Annotated in this window: 15 protein-coding genes; 8 read left to right on the forward strand and 7 right to left on the reverse strand. The window is 68.3% G+C overall.

The window, feature by feature from the left end:
* The first annotated feature begins 70 nt into the window (after window positions 1-70).
* A complete protein-coding gene (gene glgX, locus AB0J62_RS29635; RefSeq protein WP_363877904.1) occupies window positions 71-2,167 on the forward strand; it encodes a glycogen debranching protein GlgX in 2,097 nt (698 codons plus the stop codon).
* Here glgX and AB0J62_RS29640 read toward each other — a convergent pair.
* The gene (locus AB0J62_RS29640; protein ID WP_363877906.1) at window positions 2,164-6,441 is read right to left on the reverse strand and encodes a BTAD domain-containing putative transcriptional regulator; all 4,278 of its coding nucleotides are present in this window, start codon (window positions 6,439-6,441) and stop codon (window positions 2,164-2,166) included. The two genes, glgX and AB0J62_RS29640, sit on opposite strands and share 4 nt — an antisense overlap.
* 136 nt (window positions 6,442-6,577) lie before the next feature.
* Between AB0J62_RS29640 and AB0J62_RS29645 the strand changes: the two genes are divergently transcribed.
* Together AB0J62_RS29645 and AB0J62_RS29650 are read left to right on the forward strand one after the other, a co-directional pair.
* Window positions 6,578-6,886, forward strand: a complete 309-nt coding sequence (locus tag AB0J62_RS29645; protein ID WP_363877908.1) for a hypothetical protein — start codon at window positions 6,578-6,580, stop codon at window positions 6,884-6,886.
* Window positions 6,887-6,995: 109 nt separating this feature from the next.
* Window positions 6,996-7,763: an SGNH/GDSL hydrolase family protein gene (locus AB0J62_RS29650; protein ID WP_363877910.1), complete on the forward strand. Its 768-nt coding sequence runs from the start codon at window positions 6,996-6,998 to the stop codon at window positions 7,761-7,763.
* A 34-nt stretch (window positions 7,764-7,797) separates the two neighbouring features.
* Here AB0J62_RS29650 and AB0J62_RS29655 read toward each other — a convergent pair whose 3' ends face one another.
* Window positions 7,798-8,235, reverse strand: a complete 438-nt coding sequence (locus AB0J62_RS29655) for a PadR family transcriptional regulator (protein ID WP_363877912.1) — start codon at window positions 8,233-8,235, stop codon at window positions 7,798-7,800.
* A 329-nt stretch (window positions 8,236-8,564) separates the two neighbouring features.
* Here AB0J62_RS29655 and AB0J62_RS29660 point away from each other — a divergent pair, with 329 nt between their 5' ends.
* The 3 genes from AB0J62_RS29660 (at window position 8,565) to AB0J62_RS29670 (ending at window position 10,736) form a co-directional block, all read left to right on the forward strand.
* Window positions 8,565-8,951 carry a hypothetical protein gene (locus tag AB0J62_RS29660; RefSeq protein ID WP_363877914.1) on the forward strand — a complete coding sequence of 129 codons (387 nt, stop codon included), beginning with the start codon at window positions 8,565-8,567 and terminating at the stop codon, window positions 8,949-8,951.
* Between the two features lie 91 nt (window positions 8,952-9,042).
* Entirely contained in the window at window positions 9,043-9,867 is an 825-nt protein-coding gene (locus AB0J62_RS29665) for a MerR family transcriptional regulator (RefSeq protein WP_363877916.1), read from the forward strand.
* The gene (locus AB0J62_RS29670) at window positions 9,867-10,736 is read left to right on the forward strand and encodes a transglutaminase domain-containing protein (protein WP_363877918.1); all 870 of its coding nucleotides are present in this window, start codon (window positions 9,867-9,869) and stop codon (window positions 10,734-10,736) included. The genes AB0J62_RS29665 and AB0J62_RS29670 overlap by 1 nt, the downstream gene beginning before the upstream one ends.
* Here the strand turns inward: AB0J62_RS29670 and AB0J62_RS29675 are convergent.
* A complete protein-coding gene (locus tag AB0J62_RS29675; protein WP_363877920.1) occupies window positions 10,729-11,589 on the reverse strand; it encodes an alpha/beta hydrolase in 861 nt (286 codons plus the stop codon). The genes AB0J62_RS29670 and AB0J62_RS29675 overlap by 8 nt on opposite strands.
* Before the next feature lie 16 nt (window positions 11,590-11,605).
* The gene (locus AB0J62_RS29680) at window positions 11,606-12,205 is read right to left on the reverse strand and encodes a TetR/AcrR family transcriptional regulator (RefSeq protein WP_363877922.1); all 600 of its coding nucleotides are present in this window, start codon (window positions 12,203-12,205) and stop codon (window positions 11,606-11,608) included.
* Between the two features lie 49 nt (window positions 12,206-12,254).
* Here AB0J62_RS29680 and AB0J62_RS29685 point away from each other — a divergent pair, with 49 nt between their 5' ends.
* The gene (locus tag AB0J62_RS29685) at window positions 12,255-13,709 is read left to right on the forward strand and encodes an MFS transporter (RefSeq protein ID WP_363877924.1); all 1,455 of its coding nucleotides are present in this window, start codon (window positions 12,255-12,257) and stop codon (window positions 13,707-13,709) included.
* A gap of 69 nt (window positions 13,710-13,778) precedes the next feature.
* Here AB0J62_RS29685 and glgP read toward each other — a convergent pair whose 3' ends face one another.
* Window positions 13,779-16,367, reverse strand: coding sequence for an alpha-glucan family phosphorylase (gene glgP / locus AB0J62_RS29690; RefSeq protein WP_363877926.1), 2,589 nt, complete (start codon window positions 16,365-16,367; stop codon window positions 13,779-13,781).
* Between the two features lie 205 nt (window positions 16,368-16,572).
* Here glgP and AB0J62_RS29695 point away from each other — a divergent pair, with 205 nt between their 5' ends.
* Complete coding sequence (locus AB0J62_RS29695) at window positions 16,573-18,561, forward strand: alpha-1,4-glucan--maltose-1-phosphate maltosyltransferase (protein ID WP_363877928.1); 1,989 nt, start codon at window positions 16,573-16,575, stop codon at window positions 18,559-18,561.
* A 1-nt stretch (window position 18,562) separates the two neighbouring features.
* Here AB0J62_RS29695 and AB0J62_RS29700 read toward each other — a convergent pair whose 3' ends face one another.
* On the reverse strand, window positions 18,563-19,720 hold the full coding sequence (locus AB0J62_RS29700; RefSeq protein WP_363877930.1) for a threonine synthase: 1,158 nt from the start codon (window positions 19,718-19,720) through the stop codon (window positions 18,563-18,565).
* An 11-nt stretch (window positions 19,721-19,731) separates the two neighbouring features.
* Entirely contained in the window at window positions 19,732-20,328 is a 597-nt protein-coding gene (locus tag AB0J62_RS29705; RefSeq protein ID WP_363877932.1) for a winged helix-turn-helix domain-containing protein, read from the reverse strand.
* Window positions 20,329-20,534 lie beyond the last annotated feature (206 nt).

The following is a 20,534-nucleotide window of genomic DNA, read 5'->3' on the forward strand; positions in this document are numbered from 1 at the left end:
GCAACCACCGTCTCACGAACATAAGTGCCTCACTATCGAGAACTCACCCCGAACTGTGCAGAATGTGCCGGTGAAAGAAGCGACCGCCGCCCCGAGCGCTCCCGGCCCGACCGCCGGCACTGGTCCGCGTCCGGGCGCAGTGGTCCAGACCGATGGGACCACCTTCACGCTGTGGGCTCCGGCCGCCGAACGCGTCGAACTGGCCCTGATCGCGGACGACGGCAGCCAGCGGAACCTGGATCTCAGCCACACCGGCGAGTTCTGGACCGGGTTCGTGCCGGGCGTGGGCGCCGGCCAGCGGTACGGATACCGCGTGCACGGCCCGTTCGACCCTTCACACGGTCTGCGCTTCGATCCGTCGAAGCTGCTGCTGGATCCGTACGCCCGGGCCATCGACGGTTCGCTGGATTTCTCCAGTCCGTTGATCTATGACTCGTCCGACGGCGATTCGGCCGGCCATGTCCCGGTCGGCGTGGTCGTCGCGGACTCCGCTCCGCCGCCCCCGATCAGCAAGCCGGTGCACTGGGGCGAGACGGTCATCTACGAACTGCACACGAAGGGCTTCACCAAGCGGCACCCCGACGTACCTGAGCATCAGCAGGGCACGTACGCCGGGCTCGCGCATCCGTCGGTGATCAGGTATCTGACCGAGCTCGGCGTGACCTCGGTGGAGCTGCTGCCGATCCACCACTTCCTCACCGAGCCGGCGATCGCGGCGCGCGGCCTGCCGAACTACTGGGGATACAACAGCCTCGGCTTCTTCGCGCCGCACGCGCCGTACTCGTCGTCCGGTTCACGGGGTGAGCAGGTCGCCGAGTTCAAGGCGATGGTCGCCGCGTTCCATGCCGCGGGCATCGAAGTGATCCTCGACGTGGTCTACAACCACACCGCCGAGGGCGGGTTCGACGGGCCGACGCTGAGCTTCCGCGGGATCGACAACCGCGCGTACTACCGGCTCGCGCACGGCGCCGCGATGTACGACGTGACCGGCACCGGCAACTCGGTCGACACCTCGCACCCGCAGGTACGCCGGCTCGTGATGGATTCGCTGCGCTACTGGGTCGAGGAGATGGGCGTCGACGGGTTCAGGTTCGACCTCGCGGTGACCCTGGTGCGGAACGAGCAGCACGAGGTGGACATCCCCGGCCATCCGTTCCTCGCCGAGGTCGCGGCCGATCCGGTGCTCGGCCGGGTGAAGCTGATCGCCGAGCCGTGGGACGTCGGCCCGTTCGGCTACCAGGTCGGCAACTTCGGTCCGCCGTGGTCGGAGTGGAACGGTAAATTCCGCGACAGCGTGCGCGACGTCTGGCGGAACACGTCCGACGGTGTGAAGGACCTCGCCTACCGGCTTTCCGGCTCGAGCGACCTGTACGGCGACGACGGGCGGTACCCGTACGCGTCGATCAACTTCGTCACCGCGCATGACGGGTTCACGCTGCGGGATCTGGTCAGCTACGACCACAAGCACAACGAGGCGAACCACGAGGACAACCGCGACGGCACCGACGACAACCGCTCCTGGAACTGCGGCGTCGAAGGCGAGACCGACGACCGGCGCGTGATCGCGTTGCGGAAGCGGCAGATGGCGAACCTGATGTCGACGCTGATCCTGTCCACCGGCGTACCGATGATCACCGCCGGCGACGAGTGCGGCCGGACGCAGCACGGCAACAACAACGCCTACTGCCAGGACAACGAGATCTCCTGGTTCGACTGGTCGTTGCCGGCAGCATGTTCCGACCAACTCGAGCTGACAAAGCAGCTGATCGCACTCCGCGCTGCCCATCCGGCCCTGCGCCAATGGCACTACTTCTCCGGCCGGCCCGTCGTCGCCGGCGGCCGCAAGGACCTGTCCTGGATCGCTCCGCACGGCGGCGAAATGACCGACGCCGACTGGTTCGACGGCAACCTCCGCACGATCGGCATGTTCCTGGCCGGCGACGCCCTCCGAGCCACCGACACCGAAGGCAACGCCCTCACCGACAGCTCGTTCCTCCTGGCCCTCAACGCCACGCCCCAAACCCAGCCGGTAGTAGTCCCCGACGCCTCCTGGGCCCCGGCCTACGAGGTAGTCCTCGACACCAGCCACAGCATGGTCACCGAGGTCGAAGCCGGCGCCACCGTCCCCCTCGCCCCGCGCTGCCTAGTACTGCTCCGGGCGCTCTAACAAGTCTTCACGTAGGACCGATCCCCGAAGTTCTCCCGCCACTCGTCGGCCGTCAACTGCCGCCCGGCCATCCGGCACGCCAGCTCGACCGCATGTTCCAGGCGGGTGTCCCAGTGATAGACACCGTCGTCGTACGACGCGATCACCACGGTATGGCTGTCCGGCAGGAAGTCGGCGGTCACGAGTTGCTGGTTCGGCGTCATGATCGTGCCGAGCAGCGCCGCGCTCTTGCCGTCGAAGAGCGCGATGCCGCCGTCCCAGCCGGCCGTCACCAGCAGCGCGCTGTCGGCCGAGAACGCGATCCCGTTGACCAGGCCCTGGTGGACGGTCCGCGGCGCGGCGAGATACTCACCGGTGGTGGGGTCCATGATCAGCACGTCACCCTTCTCGTTGCCGACAGCTACCCGGGTCCCGTCCGGCGAGTAGGTCACGATGCTGGGGTAGTTCATCGGGAAGCTCCCCCGCCGCAGGACCCGGCCTGCGACGAGGTCCACCACCGCCCAACGGTCGGACGGGATGTCCAGCCAGGTGGAGACGTTGCGGCCTCCGATCACCAAGAAGGCCGTCCGGTTGTCGGGGCTCGCCGACAGCCAGGCGATCGGTCCGCCGACCTGAACGGGCTTACTCACCGGACGGAGGGTTTCCGCGTCCAGCAGCGTCGCGAGCCCGGACTGGTCCCCCACGACCAAGTGGCTGCCGTCGCGCCCGCTGTAGTCGAGGTCCCCGATTCTGCCGGCCGTCACCCTCCGGCCGACCACCAGGCGACCGGTGCGAGTGTCCTCCACCATCACCTGCCCGGCCGAGTTGCCGAGCGCGAACCTGTCTCCGGTCGGGTGCCACGTACCGCAACTGAAGGTTGTCGCACCGAGGTGGGTCGCGTCGAAGTGGACGACGTTGTCGGTCACGGTGTCGACGAACGCTCCGTCAGGTATCCCGGCGTCCAGGTAAGCGGGGTCGTAGTTGAGAAGCCGGAAGTAGCTCCTCCCGCCGGGAGCGATGAAGCGACAGCCGTAGGCGAAGCCGGGCGGAGCCTTCTGCTGACTCAGCAGGTGCTGACGACCGGTCAGATCCCAACTCCGCAAGGCGCCGTCGCCTGCCGAGGTGTACAGCGTGTCGTCGCGCGGGCTGAAGGCGCCTGCCAGGGAGTCTCGTTCGGAGATCGGTATGTTCTCCAACGTCGTTCCGTCGTCGGTCTGCCAGACGATGACGTGATAGTCGGCGCCGAGCGTCACCACCGACTTGCCGTCGTGCGAGAAGCGGACATTCAGCGGGTTGGCCCGATGCCCGTCCAGACGGTGCAGCGTCGCACCGGTCGCAGCGTTCACGAGCACGACGACGGCGTAGTCGCCGGTGGAGATGTCACGCGCCTCCTCCGCGAACGCCAGGGTCTTGCCGTCCGGTGCGATATCGGACACGACGAAGACGAGCTTCGGCTTCGACCACAGTTGCTTGCCGGTAGCAACGTCGTACGCCGACGCCGGCTTGCTCAGATAGAGCTTGTCGCCGGCCGGGCTGAGAACAGCGTCCTGGACGGACGGGGCGGCCAGCGGCATGACTCGTCGTACGGACGGCGCGCGGCCCGGGGTGACGTCCCAGACGAAGACTGCACCGCTGCTGAAGTCCTTCGTCACGCCGTTGCCGTAGTAGTGCAGCACCGCTACGAGGGAGCGACCGTCGTGGCTGTAGGTGACATGGGTCGCGCGGGCGGGTGTCTTGGTGAACCCGGGCAGATGGCGACCGGTCGGTTTCAAGGTCATGGGATCGAGGAACACCACTGGCTCGGTGGTCGGGGGTGGCGTCCCGACGGCGAGTTCGCGGTCTCCCGGGCTCAGCGCGATCGGGTCCAGGTAGTCCAGGTGATCCGCACCATGCGACCTGTTCGGCGGCTTGTACGACGCGAGTGGTTTGCCGGTGGTCAGGTCGTAGCTGAGGACATGGCCGCTCGCGGCAAAGATGTACGCTCGCCGGCCGTCCGCGCTCACCTCGAGGCCGTACGAATCCACTCGCTCGGTCACGACTGAACTCATCAGCTGCGGGTGTTTCGCCATCGTGGCCAGGAGGTTCGACCGGGACTCGGGTGAGTCGTGCATACGGACGGCAGCAACAGCAAGCAGCAGCGAGGTGTCGATATCGGTCTCTACGACGGCCTTCGCACCTGCTCGGCCGGCTGCTGCGACGGTTGCGGACTGTTCCGCGGCGGCGGCTTGGCGGTCGGCTCGGCGGGCCTGGACGGTCGCGAGGAATCCGGCGATGAGCGCGCCGACGAGGAGTACGGCGGCCATGCTCAGCGCCGCGCGCAGCCGGCGGTTGATCCGGGACTCGTGCTGGGCCCGTTGCTCGGCGGCGTGGAGTTCTGCGTCGGCCAGGCGTTCGCTCGCGGCGAGGTAGTCGCGCTCGGCCGGGGTCAGATCCGGAGCGGTTCGGTCCCGCCACTGGACGGCCTTCGCGAGCCGGACACCTCGATACAGCTCACTGTCCGGACGGCCCAGCGAATCCCACGAGTCGGCTACCTGGGTGAGGTGGTGAAGGATCTGCTGGCCTTCGAGGTCGTCCTCGAGCCAGCCGCGCAATCGCGGCCAGGCTCGCGCCAGAGCTTCGTGCGCCAGTTCCACAGCCTCGTCATCACTGGTGACCAGTCGCGCACCGATGAGCAGGTCGAGGAGTTCGTCCGACTCCGGACCCGTGACCACCGTGCGTCTCGGCAGCCGGCTGCGGACCGGTTCGCCGTCAGGACCGGGCGCCACGAGTCGCAACAGCAACGCCTTCAGCATCGGCCGTTGCTCCGGGGTCAGGCGTGCGTACACCTGTTCGGCCGACTGCGCGACTGCTCGCCGGATGCCACCCGTTGCGCGGTAGCCGGCGATGGTCAGCGTCCGGCCTTCCCTGCGTTGCCAGGTCTCCGCGAGTGCATGCGACATCAGCGGCAGTGCGCCCGGCTGACCGGCGACCTCACCGATCAGCACATCGACCAGCCCGGGTTCGACGACCAGTGCGGCCAGCCGTGCTGGTTCGGTGATCGCCGATCGCAACTCGGACTCGGACATGCTGCCGAGCAGGTGCAGCCCTGCTTCTACGACGTGCGCGAACTCCGGATGGAACGACAGGTCGGCGAACCGGTCGGCCCGGAACGACAGGACGAGTGGAGCCTCGGCAGCGTGATCGGCGAGCCGGGCGAGGAACGTCGTACGCTCGGCGAGGTCCTGGCAGAGCGAGAAGACCTCCTCGCATTGATCGACGACCACAGTGGGCAGTGGTCCGCGCCCGGGCAGGGCGCCGGCCAGCGCGGCCATCGGGTGTCGACCGGGTGTGATGGTCACTACCCGCCGGCCGTCTCGTAGCAGGGAAGCGGCGATGCCGGCGCGGATCAACGAGGACTTCCCGCAACCGGACGGCCCGACGACGGCAAGGACCGAGCCGTCCGCGAGCTTCCGCAGACCTGCGGCGACCTGGGACTCACGGCCGAAGAAGAGGTCGGCGTCATCGAGGTCGTACGGTTTCAGGCCCTGGTACGGGCAGACGCTGCTCGGCTCCGGGAGCACATCCGGAACAGCCAGATCCGGATCCTGCCGCAGAATCGCCTGTTCGAGTTCGTCGATCTCCGGGCTCGGGTCGAGCCCGAGTTCGCGGCTCAGCACCGCGCGGAGCCGGCGAAGTGTCTGTAGCGCCTCGCCCTGCCGGCCGTCGTGGTACTGCGCGGTCGCGAGCAGGGCCCATCTCCGCTCGCGCAACGGCGCCGCCGCGACCATCGCCTGCGCCGTACCCAGGATGGTCCCGTGAGCCCCTGAGCGCAGCGACGCCTCGACGTAGAGCTCCTCAGCGAGGTGGCGCAGCTCGTCAAGGCGCGCGATCTCGATCCGCGCCGGATCCCAACTCGACACCTCCTCGAAGGGAGGCCCCCGCCACAGCGTCAGTACGTCGGCGAGCAGCACAGCAGCACGTTCCGGGTCATCGGTGAGCAGAGCGCGAGCCCGATCAAGCGCGTGCTCGAATCGCAGGCTGTCGATCTCGCCATGTGCAACGGTCAGGCGGTAGCCGGCCGGTGAGGTCTCGATCGAGTGATTGCCGAGCACCTTGCGCAACCGGACGACGCAGCCCTGCAGGATCTTGGTCTCCGAGACCGGCGGCTGATCGCCCCAGAGGGCGTCGGCCAGCGCCCCAGCACTCACAACCTCTCCTGGATGCACTGCCAGCGCGGCCAGGACGACGCGATCGCGCCGTGCGAGGTTCTTCCGCCCCCCATCGAGTGTGAGCGGGCCGAGTACGGCGATACCCACGTTTCGACTCTCCGACCGTTGCCGGTGGACGTCAAGGTCTCCGATACCGCGTTGATACCGGTGGCAGCGGCGTCGATACCGCGTGGCCGGACAACGGTGCTGTCCAGTTCGATCGGAAATCGGAAGAGGCAGGCCGATGAACACCAAGTCCACCAGCACCACGAAGCACTCCATGTCCCGCCGGCTCGTCCGGCTGGTCGCCAGCGCCACTCTCGGCGTCTCCGCCCTGACCATCGCGGCTCCGGCGATGGCGATGAACAAGCCCGAGCCCTCAGGTGGCTGCGTCGATTGGACGCCGGTCACGCCGGACACGGTCTCGGACTCCTTTGACGTCAGCGAGGCCGGCCTGGGTGTGCTGGCCGGTCTCGCACTCGGCGGCATCGGTTTGGGGGTCGGGCTCGTCGTCCTGCGACGCCGCGACAACATGACGTCGGATCAGTCCTGATCAACGTCGCAAAGCCCGGCCCTCTCGCGAGGGCCGGGCTCGTCGCTGAGGTTGTTAACCTTCCGCCTGTACATTCGTCGGTCACCTGCTGTTCATCTCTGGGGGATCGATGTTTCTGCTGCAGCGCGGGCGTGAGCGGACGACTCCTATCGGGGCGCTGCACCGCGCGATCATGCGGTGGGGGGAAGCTGAGCGGACCAGTTCGCGGCTCGCGATTCAGCGGTGGGTTGACGGTGTGGCGTACGTCGATGTGCAGGCGCGGACGTATGCGGAGTACTGGACGCGGCAGAACTCGGCGGCGTTGTCGTCGGACGGACCGCTCTGGGTTGTGCTGGGTGACTCGACCGCGCAGGGCCTGGGGGCGTCCTCGCCGCTGCACGGGTACGTCGGACAGGTGCTGAATGCACTGCGTCGGAAGGGCACGCCATGGCGGGTGCTCAACCTGTCGCGGTCCGGTGCGCAGACGCGGCATGTGCTGGACGACCAGCTGCCACTGCTCGACGGACTGGCGCCGGCGCTGGTCACCTGTGGCATCGGCAGCAACGACATCCTCGCCACGCCGCCGAAGCGGCTGCGCGACCACCTCCGTCAGGTGATCGACCGGCTGCCCTCATCGTCAGTTGTGATGGACCTGACCGTTCCGGACCGGCTCTGGCGAGTCGGCGGAGCTGTTAGCCCGTACGTCGCCGGCATCAACCAGCTGATCAGCAACACGGCCACGTCCCGCGGGCTGCCTGTCGCCGAGGTCTCCCGGTACGCCCGGCCGCCGTGGCGCGGCATGCTCGCGCCAGACGCGTTCCACCCGAACAACCTGGGCTACCGCCGCCACGCCGACGCCCTGCTCGCCGCACTGCCTGCCGACGTACTCAAGCCCTGAGCAAGCGCTCCAAGCGTCATGGCACCGGGAGGTCTCACGCCTCGGGGGTTTTCGGGGGCTCGGGGACGACTGGAGCGTCGGCCAGGAGCAGGTAGAGCGAGCGGCGGGCTTCGGCCAGGACCTTGGCGGCGGCGGTGCGCTGCTCTTCGGAGCCGGTGCGGGCGACCTGTCGAGTGGCTGACGCCAGCTCGTCGAGCAGTCCGCGCAGGTCGGCCCCAGGACCTGTGCCGGCGTACGGAGCGAACGGGTCGATCGACGTCTCACGACGGCCTTCGACGTACTCGCGACCGGCGTCGGTCAGTGTGACGAGCTTGCGGCCGGCCTCCGCGGTCACGGTGACCAGGCCCTCGTCTTCCAGTTGGTTCAGGGTCGGGTAGATCGCGCCGGGGCTGGGGGTCCAGCGCCCGCCGCTGCGGTCGGCGATGGCCTGCATCAACTGGTAGCCGTGCATCGGCTCCTCGGCAAGCAGCATCAGGACGGCCGCTCGGACATCACCGCGCGGCGCTCGGCCACGCCCGGAACCACGGCCCGGGCCGCGTCGGGATCCACGCTCGCCACGGCCGCTGTATTCGCCGCGTCCGCCGTGTCCACCGTGCATCGGCATGCCTTCTCCCATCCGCGGTCCACCGCGGCGGGGGTGATGGTGGCCGCCTCGGCGGCGGCCTCTGATCTCGTTGGGGGTGTTCATAATATCCTCCTCGATATTGTTCATGACACTAACGATATATCGTTACTGTCTCCAAGACAACCCCTTCGCCCAAATCGGTTGCGGGCGCACCTCGGCATGCCGAACGTGGGGAGATGGACACCTTCGAGGAACTGATGGGCGAAGTGCTGGCGACCGCCGACCGGTTCGGCCACCGCGAGCACGTGCGGCTGACCTGGCTCGCCGTACGACGCTGCGGGACGGCCGGCGCGGTCGACCTCGTCAGCAACGGGATCAAGCAGACGGCTCGGTACGCGGGGGCGCCGCAGAAGTACAACGCCACGGTCAGCCGGGCATGGGTCGAGCTGACGGCGTACCACATGAACGAGGCACCCGACGAGACCTTCGACGACCTGCTGGAGCGCAACCCCGGCCTACTGAACAAGCGCCTACTGACTCACTTCTACGAACCCCGCACCCTCGCCTCACCCGAGGCACGCACCGGGTGGGTAGAGCCCGACATACGGCCGTTCCCGGTCTGACAACCCCCGCCCCGCCCCACCACGAGCCACGAGCGAAGCGAGTGGCGGGTTTTCTTTACCTTGCCCCTGGGGCAGAGGGTTTGATGGTTGCGTGTTGACGATCAGTGAGTTCGGGCGCCGAACCGGCCTTTCCCACAAGGCGTTGCGGTTGTACGACGTATCCGGCCTGCTCGCGCCCGCCCAGGTCGACCCGGCCAACGGTTACCGCTTGTACGACGAGGCGCAGCTGGAGCGAGCCCGACGGATCAGTGTGCTGCGGCAGTTGGACATGCCGCTGACCACGATCGCCGAAGTACTGGCGGGGACCGACGAGGAGGGCTTGATCCGGCTGGACCGCTGGTGGGCCGCCGAGGAGGCGACAACGGAAGCCCGCCGGTCGACCCTGCAGTACCTGCGCGACCGCCTGTCCCGCTCCGGTACGACGGGCCTCGCGCCGCGCCCGGTACTGACGCGCGACGTGCCGGCGACCAAGATCGCGTCGATCCGCGCCGACACCAATCAGCAGCTGCTGGTCGGCATCATCGTGACGTGTACCGACGAGATCATGGCGCACCTGCACGCGGCCGGCGCGAGCGCGACCACCGGGTCGTGGGTGATCTATCACGGCGCGGTGACACCGGAGGGTGAGGCGACGGTCGAGGTGTGCGTGCCGTTCCACGGCCTCGTCGACCCGGCGGGCCGGATCGGGATCCGGGTCGAGCCCGCGCACCGGGAGGCGTACTGCACGATCACGATGAACGAGTGCGCGTACCCGCGGATCATGCTCGCCTACGACCTCGTGACGGACTGGGTCCGGGCGAACGGCGTACCGGAAGCGGGTCCGCCGCGAGAGGTGTACCTCCCGGACTGCCAGCTGATCCCCCGCGACGAACCGGCCGTCGACATCGCTCTGCCCATCCTCGAGAGGAACGCCTGATGGACTACACGACCCAGAGCCGGTTCAGCGATCCCGGCGACCACGCCGGATTGTTCGACGCGCTGCCGGACGACATCCCCGGCATCGCCGCCGTGACGCGCGGCCTGATCATCCACTATCGCGGCGGCGGCATCGAGTTCACCGGCGAGCGCCTCGCCGAGATCGACAGCCGCTGGGTTTCGGCCATCCTCGCCACGGATCAGGAGCGCAACGGTACGCCGCTCGCCGTACCGCGGGAGCCGGTCGACCGGGTCGTCGGCTGCTGCCGCGACCACACGCTGCTGTTCGTGTCGGCCCTGCGGCACAAGGGGATCCCGGCGCGGAGCCGGGTCGGTTTCGCGGAGTACTTCGCCGAGGGGTTCAACCACGATCATGTCGTCGCCGAGTACTGGAACGGCAACCGCTGGGTGATGATCGACACCGAGCTGGATCAGGCCGACTACCCCTTTGACGTGGAGGACATGCCGGCCGGTCCGTTCCGGTCGGCCGCGGAGACCTGGCTCGGGTACCGCGCCGGCGAGCTGGACGGCGACAAGTACGGAGCCGATCCCAACCCGGACGCACCGCTGAAGCTGCACGGCGGCTGGTTCATCCGCAACTACGTGCACTACCAACTCGCGCACCTGAACGGTGACGAGCTCCTGCTCTGGGACAACTGGGGCGCGATGTCGGACCGGCTCGACGGCGCCGACCTCGACCTGACCGACCGGATCGCCCGGCTGATGGTTGCCTCTGACAACGGAGACGAGACCGCGACGAAGGAGGTCAACGAGCTCTACCGCACCGACCCCGACCTGACCTTCGCCGGCCGGTCGTTGCACACCTCACCCGCCGGCGCACCGCCCTACGCGTGGGTCGAAATCAGCTGACGAGGTCTGCGACCACCTGGTCGACGCTGTTCAACAGGGAGAGATGACCTTCGGCCGGCAGGAAATGGAAGGTGCAGGCCGAGACGTGCGCGGCGAGCCAGTGGCCGTGGTCCGCAGGGACCATACGGTCCTGGCCGCCCTGCCAGATCGCCACCGGGGTGGTGATCTGATCCAGGGGGAAGCCCCAGTCCTTCACGAACGCGAGGTCGTCGTCGCGCCAGCCGGCGATGCTCTCGGCAACGGAACGCCGGCACGACGTCGCGAGCCAGTCCAGGATCGGACCGGTCATCGCCGCCTTGTCGACCTCGGACACCAGGTCGCCGAAGGCAGCCGCCAAGTCAGCCGGGGCAGCCGCGGCCAGCCCGCTCGACGCCGCTTCCAGCAGTGGCTCGAGCGCGTCGATACCCTCGAACGCGGCGCCGAACTCGGCAAGGTTCTCCTCGCCCATACCGACCATGAAGTCCAGCCCGTCCGCGCCGGCCGGACCGACGCCGGCCACTGAGGCCGCCGCGATACAACGCCCTGGAAGCAGCGCGGCACAGGCCAGCGAGTGCGGTCCCCCGCCGGACATGCCGATGCTGTAGAACCGGTCGGCACCGATCGCGTCGAGCAGAGCGGCCGTGTCGGCGGCCACATCCGCGATCGAGCGTCCAGGATGCGGTGTCGACGCGCCGTACCCGGCCCGGCCGGGGCTGACCAACCGCAGCCCGTGCCGCGCGGCCGACTCCGCGAGCGGAGCAAACCGCACCGCGCCACCCGGAGTGCCGTGATGGAACACGAGCGGTACGCCGTCCGCCGGCCCCTCGATCAAATACTCCAACTTGCGGCCATCGGCGAGCTGCACGAACTCCATGGCGCACAGCGTAGCCTCACCCGACCCCGTTCCGGAGGCTGTCGAACAACCGGTCGAGCCGAACGCGATGGTCGGCCGCCACGTCCTTCGGTGCGTCGCCCGCGGTCATCCGCCGAGCGGTCTCGACGAGCACGGCGGTGTAGCCGGCGATGAAGAACGCGGCCAGCAGTGATGCATCGCCCTCGAAGGCCGGGTCCCGGTCGAGCTCTTCCTCGAGCGTCTGCTGGAGCTCGGACGCGATCTCCCGCGACCGGGCGATCAGTGCGGGTGAGGCCGCGACGGTCCGGTAGAACGGGACCGATCCGTCCTTGACCCCGGCGAGCGCGTGCTCCTCATCAAGCAGGCGGATGGTTGCCTGCTGCAACGACGTCAGTACGTCGGCACGGCGGTCGCGGACGGCGGATCGCAGTACCTCGACGGCCTCGTCGGTGCGGTCGAGGAGCAGGTCCTCCTTGCGGGGGAAGTGCTTGAAGACGGTCACGCTCGAGACACCGGCCTCCCGCGCGACCTCGGCGACCGTGACGCCGTCGAACCCGCGCTCGAGGAACAAGCGCGTCGCGACGTCCGAGATCCGGGCCCGCGTCTGCGGCCCGCCCCGCGCATCGGTTCTGGGCATCTTCCCTCACTTTCTTGTGTCACTAAGCTTAGTGAGTTAACTTAGTGGCATGACCTCTCCACAGGCAACCGTCATAGCAGCTCGCCCGCCCCGCTCGCTGCGGGACGCGTGGGTGGCACTGTCCGGACTGTCGGCGGTGTTCCTGTTCGAGATGCTCGACAACTCGATCCTGAACGTCGCCCTGCCCACGATCGGGCGCGAACTGCACGCGTCGACGACCGCCCTCCAGTGGGTGACAGGCGCGTACGCCGTGGTGTTCGGCGGGCTGATGCTGGCGTTCGGGGCGGTGGCCGACCGGTTCGGACGGCGGCGGATCATGCTGGCCGGGCTGGTTCTGCTCGGTGTCGCGAGTCTCGCGACGGCGTTCGTGTCCTCGGTGGAGCAGCTGATCGCCGTACGGGCCGCGATGGGGGTCGCTGCTGCGATGACGACGCCGGGGTCGCTCGCGTTGTCGTTCCGGTTGTTCGAGGAGGACGAACTGCGCGTCCGCGCGACGACGCTGATCTCCACCGTGGGTCTGGTCGGGCTGGCGATCGGTCCGACGGCGGGTGGTTTCGTCCTCGCGATCGCGCCGTGGCAGGTCCTGCTGCTGGTGAACGTGCCGATCGCCGTACTCGCTCTGTTCGGAGTGCGTCTCGGCATCGCGGCGGATGTCCCCGCCGAGCTGCACCGGGATCCGATCGACGTCGCCGGTGCGGTGCTCGGTACGGCGGCGATCGTGCTCGCGCTGGTCGCGCCGACGCTGTTCGTCAACCTCGGAACTGGTTCGTGGGCTCCGTGGGCGACGGCTGCGGGGGCCGTCCTCGTCCTGGCGCTCTTCTATCTCCGCGAGCGTTCGACGACGTACCCGCTGCTCGATCCCAAACTCGTTGCCCATCCCCTGGTTTCCAGCGGCCTCGCGTTCAAGGCCGCCGCGGGCCTCGCGACGGCCGGCCTCGGCTACGTCGTGACGCTACAGCTGCAGCTCGATTGGGGCTGGACGCCGGCGCTGGCCGCGATCGGCATGCTCCCGCAGGTGGTCGTCCTCGTCGCAGGCGGTGCACTGATCGGCCCATTCGTACGACGAGTCGGTCTCGGGCGCGCTGCCTGGCTCAGCGCAGCGGCGGTCGTTTTCGGGCTCGCCGTGTACGGGTCACTGAGCAGATTCGGCTACATCTGGGTCGCGGTTGCGCTGGTGCTCGTCGCCGCCGGGATGCGCGTGGTCGGAGTAGTTGCCGGAGTCAACGTACTCCGAGGTCTGCCGGCCAACCGCACCACGATCGGGGCGGCCCTCACCGACACCGCGACCGAAGTCACCTCCGGCGCCGGCATCGCTATCACCGGCACGATCCTCGCAGTGGTCTTCACCGGCCCACTCACCACGCCGAACTGGAGTGCCGGCCAGACCAGCGAGTTCCACCAGGCGACGACCACCGCTGCGCTGACGTTGACTGCCCTCGCCGCGGTGTTGGTTGCCTACGGCATCGTCCGCACTCACCATCTTCGGGAGGAATCCGCCGCCTAGCGATGGAAAGAAGGCAAGAACGCCCCCGCCTGGTGAGGCAGGCGGGGGCGTGTCTGTTGCAAAGGAGGCTCAGAACTCCGAGCCGCCCGGTAGGTCGGGAGCGGACGGGTCGTCGGACTCGGACGGACCGGCGGCCAGACCGAGCTCGGCGACGCTGGCCAGCGCCGGGTGGTTCGGGACGACACGGACCGTGTAGCCGAACGGACCCGTGCGGTCCAGCTTCAGCTCGCCTTCGTAGCGGTGGCGGTTGCCCTCGTACGTCTCGGCCAGCGACAGCGGCGCCCGGACCGGGTCCGTGATCTCGTCGTTGGCGTCGACGCGACCGTGCAGCACCTCGACACAGATGTCGTCGGGAGCGAGATCGCCGAGCGCCGCGAAAGCGCGGATCCCGACAGTCGTCCCGAGCTGCGGCACGTCGCCGAGACCCTGCAGTTCCACGTGGTCGACGCGGATCTGCGGCCAGGCCGCGACCACCTGCTGCTTCCACGCGGCCAGCTCACGGGCACCGTCGTACGTCGAGTTCAGCGAACGCGACGACTGCGCGGCCGGCACGTACAGCTGTTCGACGTAGTCGCGCACCATCCGGGTGGCGAGCACCTTCGGGCCGAGATCCTTGATCGTGTTCCGCAGGTTCTGGATCCACCGGGCCGGCACGGCGCCGTCGTAGAAGCGCGGTGCGACCTGCTTCTCGATCAGGTCGTACAGCGCGTGCGCCTCGAGGTCGTCACGCCGGTCGGTGTCCTCGATTCCGTCCGCGGACGGAATCGCCCAGCCGAACTCGTCGTCGTACCACTCGTCCCACCAGCCGTCGCGGATGGACAGGTTGAGCGCACCGTTCAGCGCGGCCTTCATGCCGGACGTGCCGCTCGCCTCGTACGGGCGGAGCGGGTTGTTCAGCCAGACGTCGCAGCCCGGGTACATCGGCTGCGCCAGCGCGATGTCGTAGTCCGGGACGAACACGATCCGGTGCCGCACGTCCGGGTCGTCGGCGAACCGGACGACCTCCTGGATCAGCTTCTTGCCGCCCTCGTCGTGCGGGTGCGACTTGCCGGCGATGACGATCTGGATCGGCCGCTGCGGGTGCAGCAGCAGCGCCTTCAGCCGGGCCGGGTCGCGCAGCATCAACGTGAGCCGCTTGTACGACGGAACCCGCCGGGCGAAGCCGATCGTCAGGATGTCCGGGTCGAGGATCGAGTCGACCCAGCCGAGCTCGGCCTCGCTCGCACCGCGGTTGATCCAGGACTGCCGGACCCGCGAACGGGTGTCGTCGATGAACCGCTGCCGCAGCAGTCGCTTCGTCTCCCAGATCTGCTGGTCGGTGGTCTTGTCGAGACCGTCGAAGATGTTCTCGTCGGCCGTGTAGTTCGCGTACGTGAGGTCGTGGATCTCGCGCGCCACCCAGGTCGGCGCGTGCACGCCGTTGGTGATCGAGGTGATCGGCACGTCGGTCGAGTCGAAGCTCGGCCACAGCCCGGAGAACATCCCGCGGCTGACGACGCCGTGCAGCTTCGACACACCGTTGGCCCGCTGCGCCAGCCGCAGACCCATGATCGCCATGTTGAACAGCGCCGGGTCGCCGCCCTCGAAGTCCTCGGCGCCGAGTTCGAGGATGCGGTCGATCGGCACCTCAGGACCGAACACGTCCGCGGAGAAGTGCTGCTGGATCAGCTCGACCGGGAACCGGTCGATACCGGCCGGGACCGGGGTGTGCGTGGTGAACACGGTGCCGCCGCGGTTGACCTCGAGCGCGGTATCGAAGTCGAGGTCCTTCTCGGCGGCCAGCTCGCGAATCCGCTCCACACCGAGGAAGCCCGCGTGGCCCTCGTTGGTGTGGAACACCTCGGGCGCCGCGTGACCGGTGATCCGGCAGTACGTGCGGACCGCGCGGACACCGCCGACGCCGAGCAGCAGCTCCTGGAGCAGACGGTGCTCGGTGGTCCCGCCGTACAGCCGGTCGGTCACCTCGCGCTCGGAGGGCTCGTTCTCCTCGATGTCGGAGTCGAGCATCAGCAACGGGACCCGGCCGACCTGGGCGACCCAGATCTGCGCGTGCAGCTGCCGGTTGCCCGGCAGGGTCAGCGTCACGGTCGCGGGTGCCTCGCCATCCCGGAGCAGGCTGATCGGCAGCCCGTCCGGGTCCACCAGGGGGTAACGCTCCTGCTGCCAGCCCTCACGGTTCAGCGACTGCGTGAAGTACCCGTGCCGGTACAGCAGGCCGACGCCGATCAGCGGTACGCCGAGGTCGCTCGCCGCCTTCAGGTGGTCACCGGCGAGGATGCCCAGACCACCGGAGTACTGCGGGAGGACGTGGGTGATGCCGAACTCCGGGGAGAAGTAGGCCACCGCGTTCAGCGGCGATCCGGCGCTCTGGAACCATCGGTCCTCGGTCACGTAGCTGTCCAGGTCGGCTACTGCCAGTTCCAGCCGGCGCAGGAAAGCGTGGTCGTTCGCCAGCTCGTCGAGCCGGGCCGCCGGTACCTCGCCGAGCAGCTTGACCGGGTCACCGCCGGTGGTCCGCCACAACTGCGGGTCGACGGCCTCGAAGACGTCCTGCGTCTCCGGGTGCCAGGCCCAGCGGAGGTTGTTCACCAGGGTGCCCAGGCCGGTCAGCGGCTCAGGCAGGACAGGGCGGACGGAAAATCGTCGTATCGCTCGCACCGGGACACCGTACCGGGCCGGGGTGCGCAAAACACCTTCGGCGTGCATCGATCTTGCAACGCGAGCAAGATTTTGCAGGCACGTGTGTCACAGAGGACTCCTGGGAACCGATAACGTCAGTCCTGTAGTTCCCGACGTAGTTACCCACCCGCCGGATCCGCATGCGGGCGGATCGACATTGAGCAAGGGAAGGTTCACCTACGCCATGACTGGGCGCATCCCGATCACCGAGGTCACCCCGACCGTCGACGCCGGAGCGTATCCGGCCAAGGCGGCGGTCGGCGAGACGTTCACCATCGCGGCCACGGTTTTCCGCGAAGGACACGACGCGGTGAACGCGAACGTCGTGCTGACGTCGCCGTCGGGACAGACCAGACGCATGCTGATGAGCCCGGTGGGCCAGGGTTCCGACCGTTGGACCGTCGACGTGACGCTGCAGGAGCAGGGCGCGTGGACGTTCGCCGTCGAAGGCTGGAGCGACCCGTACGGGACATGGCGGCACAACGCCGAGATCAAGGTGCCGGCCGGCATCGACGTCGACCTGATGTTCGCCGAAGGCGCCGCGTTCTTCGATCGCGCGGCGGCCGGCGTACCACCGGCAGTGCGCGCCGACCGCGGGACGTTGAGCGATGCAGCGCATGCGCTGGCAAACGGCGCCTTGCCGCCGGAAGCACGGTTGGCGGCAGGCATCTCGCCGCAGGTCCGCGCTGCTCTGGGTCGGTACCCGGTGCGTGAGCTGATCACGTCCTCGGAGACCTATCCGGTGTGGGTCGACCGGACGCGTGCGCTCTACGGCAGCTGGTACGAGTTCTTCCCGCGCTCCGAGGGTGCGAAGTACGACGAAGAGTCGGGTCAGTGGACCTCCGGCACCTTCCGTACTGCGGCGCAGCGGCTCGAGGCTGTCGCGAAGATGGGCTTCGACATCCTCTACGTGCCGCCGATCCACCCGATCGGCCACTCGTTCCGCAAGGGCCCGAACAACACCCTCGACCCGAAGCCGGGCGACCCGGGTTCGCCGTGGGCGATCGGCTCCGAGGAGGGCGGCCACGACGCGATCCACCCGGAGCTCGGCACGTTCGAGGACTTCGAGTACTTCGTCGGCCGCGCGCGCGAGGTCGGTCTCGAGGTCGCGATCGACCTTGCCCTGCAGGCCTCGCCGGACCACCCGTGGGTGAAGGACCACCCGAAGTGGTTCACGAAACGCGCCGACGGTTCGATCGCGTACGCCGAGAACCCGCCGAAGAAGTACCAGGACATCTACCCGATCAACTTCGACGACGACCCCGAAGGCATCTACGCCGAAGTACTGCGGATCGTCCGGCTGTGGATCTCCAAGGGCGTCACGGTGTTCCGCGTCGACAACCCGCACACGAAGCCGGTCAACTTCTGGGAGTACCTGCTCGGCGAGATCCGCAAGACCGACCCGGACGTGGTGTTCCTGTCCGAGGCGTTCACCCGCCGCCCGATGATGCGCGAGCTCGCGAAGGTCGGCTTCCACCAGTCGTACACGTACTTCACCTGGCGCAACGAGAAGTGGGAGCTCGAGGAGTACCTCACCGAGCTCACCAAGGAGACCGGGCACTACCTGCGCCCGAACTTCTTCGTGAACACGCCGGACATCCTCACGGCCTACCTGCAGTACGGCGGACCCGGCGCGTTCAAGATCCGCGCCGCGATCGCGTCGACGTCCTCGCCGGCCTGGGGTGTGTACGCCGGGTACGAACTGTTCGAGCATGTCGCGCTGCGTCCGGGATCCGAGGAGTACCTGGACACCGAGAAGTTCCAGCTGCGTCCGCGGGACTGGGCCGCGGCTGAGGCGGAAGGGCGCTCGCTGGCGCCGTACATCACGCTGCTGAACAACATCCGCCGCCGGCACCCGTCGCTCCAGCAGCTGCGCAACCTGTCGCTGCACACGGTCGATGACGAAGCGATCATGTGCTACTCGAAGCGCTCGACCGCGCCGGACGGCCACACCGACACGGTCATCGTCGTGGTGAACACCGACCCGCATTCGGTCCGCGAGTCGATGGTCCACCTCGACATGGCCGCCCTCGGCATGCGGCCCGAGGACACCTTCACCGTCTACGACGAGATCAGCGGCGCGACCTGGCGCTGGGGCCAGCAGAACTACATCAAGCTCGACCCGAACGGCGAGCCGGCCCACATCCTCGCGGTCCGCCGCGGACAGGCGTAGGTCACAGCGGCACAGTTTCTGGATACTTCAGTCCGGCGCCGGTGTTCAGGGCAACTACCTGGTCATCGGCGCGGATCCAGCCGGACTCGCGCAATGAGCGAATCGCGGCGAAGTTGGCTGCTCCCTCCGGGCAGATGAACGAGCCCTCCAGGCGAGCGACCTGGTGTTGCTCCGCGAGGATGTCTTCGTCGTCGACGGCGACCGCGCAGCCGTTGGTCTCCGCGATCGCTTGCAGGACGAGGAAATCGCCCAGTGCCTTGGGTACAGTGATGCCGAAGGCAACAGTTTTCGCGTCCGGCCACGGCTCGCTCTCCGGCAGGCCCTTCTCCCACGCGCGGACGATCGGCGCGCACCCGGTCGACTGGACGGCGACCAGCCGCGGCAACGGACCGGAGATCCACCCGAGCTCGAGCAGTTCGTTCAGCGCCTTCCAGATGCCGATGATGCCGACACCGCCCCCGGTCGGGTAGACGATCACGTCCGGCAGCTGCCAGTTCAGCTGTTCGGCGATCTCCAGCCCCATCGTCTTCTTGCCCTCGATGCGGTACGGCTCCTTCAGCGTCGACGCGTCGAAGTACCCGGCCTGCTCCCGGACGTACGCCGCAGCGTCGCCGATCAGCCCGTCGATCAGCACCAGCTCCGCGCCGACCACCGTCACCTCGCGCCGGCAGATCTCCGGCGCCGCGATCGGCATCGCGATCAATGCCTCCATGCCGGCACGGGCGGAGTACGCCGCCCACGCGGAGCCGGCGTTGCCGTTCGTCGGCATCGCGATCTTCCGTACGCCGACCTCGTACGCGCGCGAAACACCGACAGCCGCGCCCCGCGCCTTGAACGTCCCCGTCGGGATCAGGCCCTCGTCCTTCATCAGCAGCCGGTCGACCCCGAGCTCAGCGCCGTACCGGGGCAACGGCAGCAGCGGCGTCATCCCCTCCCCCAGCGTCACCACGTTGTCCGGCGATCGGACGGGCAGCAGCTCGTGGTACCGCCACAGGTTCGGCGCTCGATCGGCCAACGCGGCAGGCGTCACCGTCACGGACGGCAGGTCGTACCGGGCAAGCAGCGGCGATCCGCACGGGCAGAGCCCGATGATCTGGTCGGCGTCGTGGGTTGCTCCACAACGGGGGCACTCGAGATGACTCAGCGCAGAGAAGGTCACAACCTCAGAAACTACCCCGCGCGGCGATCGGTGATCATCGGGCGTTGGTGATCGGTGAGACGGAAGCCGATGCCGCGGACGGCGTCGATGGTGACCGTCGTGCCGAGTTCGTCGAGTTTGCGGCGCAAGCGCTTGACCACCGAGTGGACGTCGGCGGTGCCCCGGCCGTTCAGGTCGCGCCAGACGGCCTGGTGCAAGGCGTCGTACGACCAGACGCGGAGCGGGGTGGACATCAGCCGGGTGAGCAGATCGTGCTCGAGCTCGGTCAGCTGGATCTCGCTGTCGCGCCAGCGGGCCACCGAGCGGGACCGGTCGATCGTGAGTACGTCGGCGTCCGGCTCCTCGGCCGGCGCTCGGACCGCGGCGGCTTGAACCGCGTCGGGCTCAGGCGGTTCCGGCCGCTCGGGCGCGGCGGGCGGCGGCTGCTGGGCCGGAACCAGCAGCCTGCGCAGTTCGTCGAGGCTGGACACCAGCAGCAACGGCGCGACGTCGTCGACGAGCTCGGCCAGCCGGACACGTTGGTCTGCGGAGGCCGCGACGGCGATCAGCAGCGGGAACGGCTCTTCATCGGATGTGGAAGTGGTCAGGTCTATACGGGCGGTGACCATCTGATCACGATGTCAAGCGCTGCCTCAGATCGTCAACGAATTGCCAGGCTTTGCCCACGTTGCCTCGATCTGCGCGACAGCTAGTCACATCTTGCTCACGAAGTGTGCTTGTTACCACGTTGTTCTGACACATAGATTCCACGTCAGGCTTGCGGTGTCACATGCCGCGACCTGGGGGCACGGAGCGTTCTCACGCCCTCCGGCAG

This window comes from Kribbella sp. NPDC049584 (assembly GCF_040675555.1).
Classification (GTDB): domain Bacteria; phylum Actinomycetota; class Actinomycetes; order Propionibacteriales; family Kribbellaceae; genus Kribbella.

What these genes read in the sequence shown, in the direction of transcription:
- AB0J62_RS29645 (WP_363877908.1), top strand. Translation starts at nt 6,578, where the DNA reads ATGAACACCAAGTCCACCAGCACCACGAAGCACTCCATGTCCCGCCGG.
- AB0J62_RS29650 (WP_363877910.1), top strand. Translation starts at nt 6,996, where the DNA reads ATGTTTCTGCTGCAGCGCGGGCGTGAGCGGACGACTCCTATCGGGGCG.
- AB0J62_RS29655 (WP_363877912.1), bottom strand. Translation starts at nt 8,235, where the DNA reads ATGCTGCTTGCCGAGGAGCCGATGCACGGCTACCAGTTGATGCAGGCC.
- AB0J62_RS29660 (WP_363877914.1), top strand. Translation starts at nt 8,565, where the DNA reads ATGGACACCTTCGAGGAACTGATGGGCGAAGTGCTGGCGACCGCCGAC.
- AB0J62_RS29670 (WP_363877918.1), top strand. Translation starts at nt 9,867, where the DNA reads ATGGACTACACGACCCAGAGCCGGTTCAGCGATCCCGGCGACCACGCC.
- AB0J62_RS29675 (WP_363877920.1), bottom strand. Translation starts at nt 11,589, where the DNA reads ATGGAGTTCGTGCAGCTCGCCGATGGCCGCAAGTTGGAGTATTTGATC.
- AB0J62_RS29680 (WP_363877922.1), bottom strand. Translation starts at nt 12,205, where the DNA reads ATGCCCAGAACCGATGCGCGGGGCGGGCCGCAGACGCGGGCCCGGATC.
- AB0J62_RS29685 (WP_363877924.1), top strand. Translation starts at nt 12,255, where the DNA reads ATGACCTCTCCACAGGCAACCGTCATAGCAGCTCGCCCGCCCCGCTCG.
- AB0J62_RS29695 (WP_363877928.1), top strand. Translation starts at nt 16,573, where the DNA reads ATGACTGGGCGCATCCCGATCACCGAGGTCACCCCGACCGTCGACGCC.
- AB0J62_RS29705 (WP_363877932.1), bottom strand. Translation starts at nt 20,328, where the DNA reads ATGGTCACCGCCCGTATAGACCTGACCACTTCCACATCCGATGAAGAG.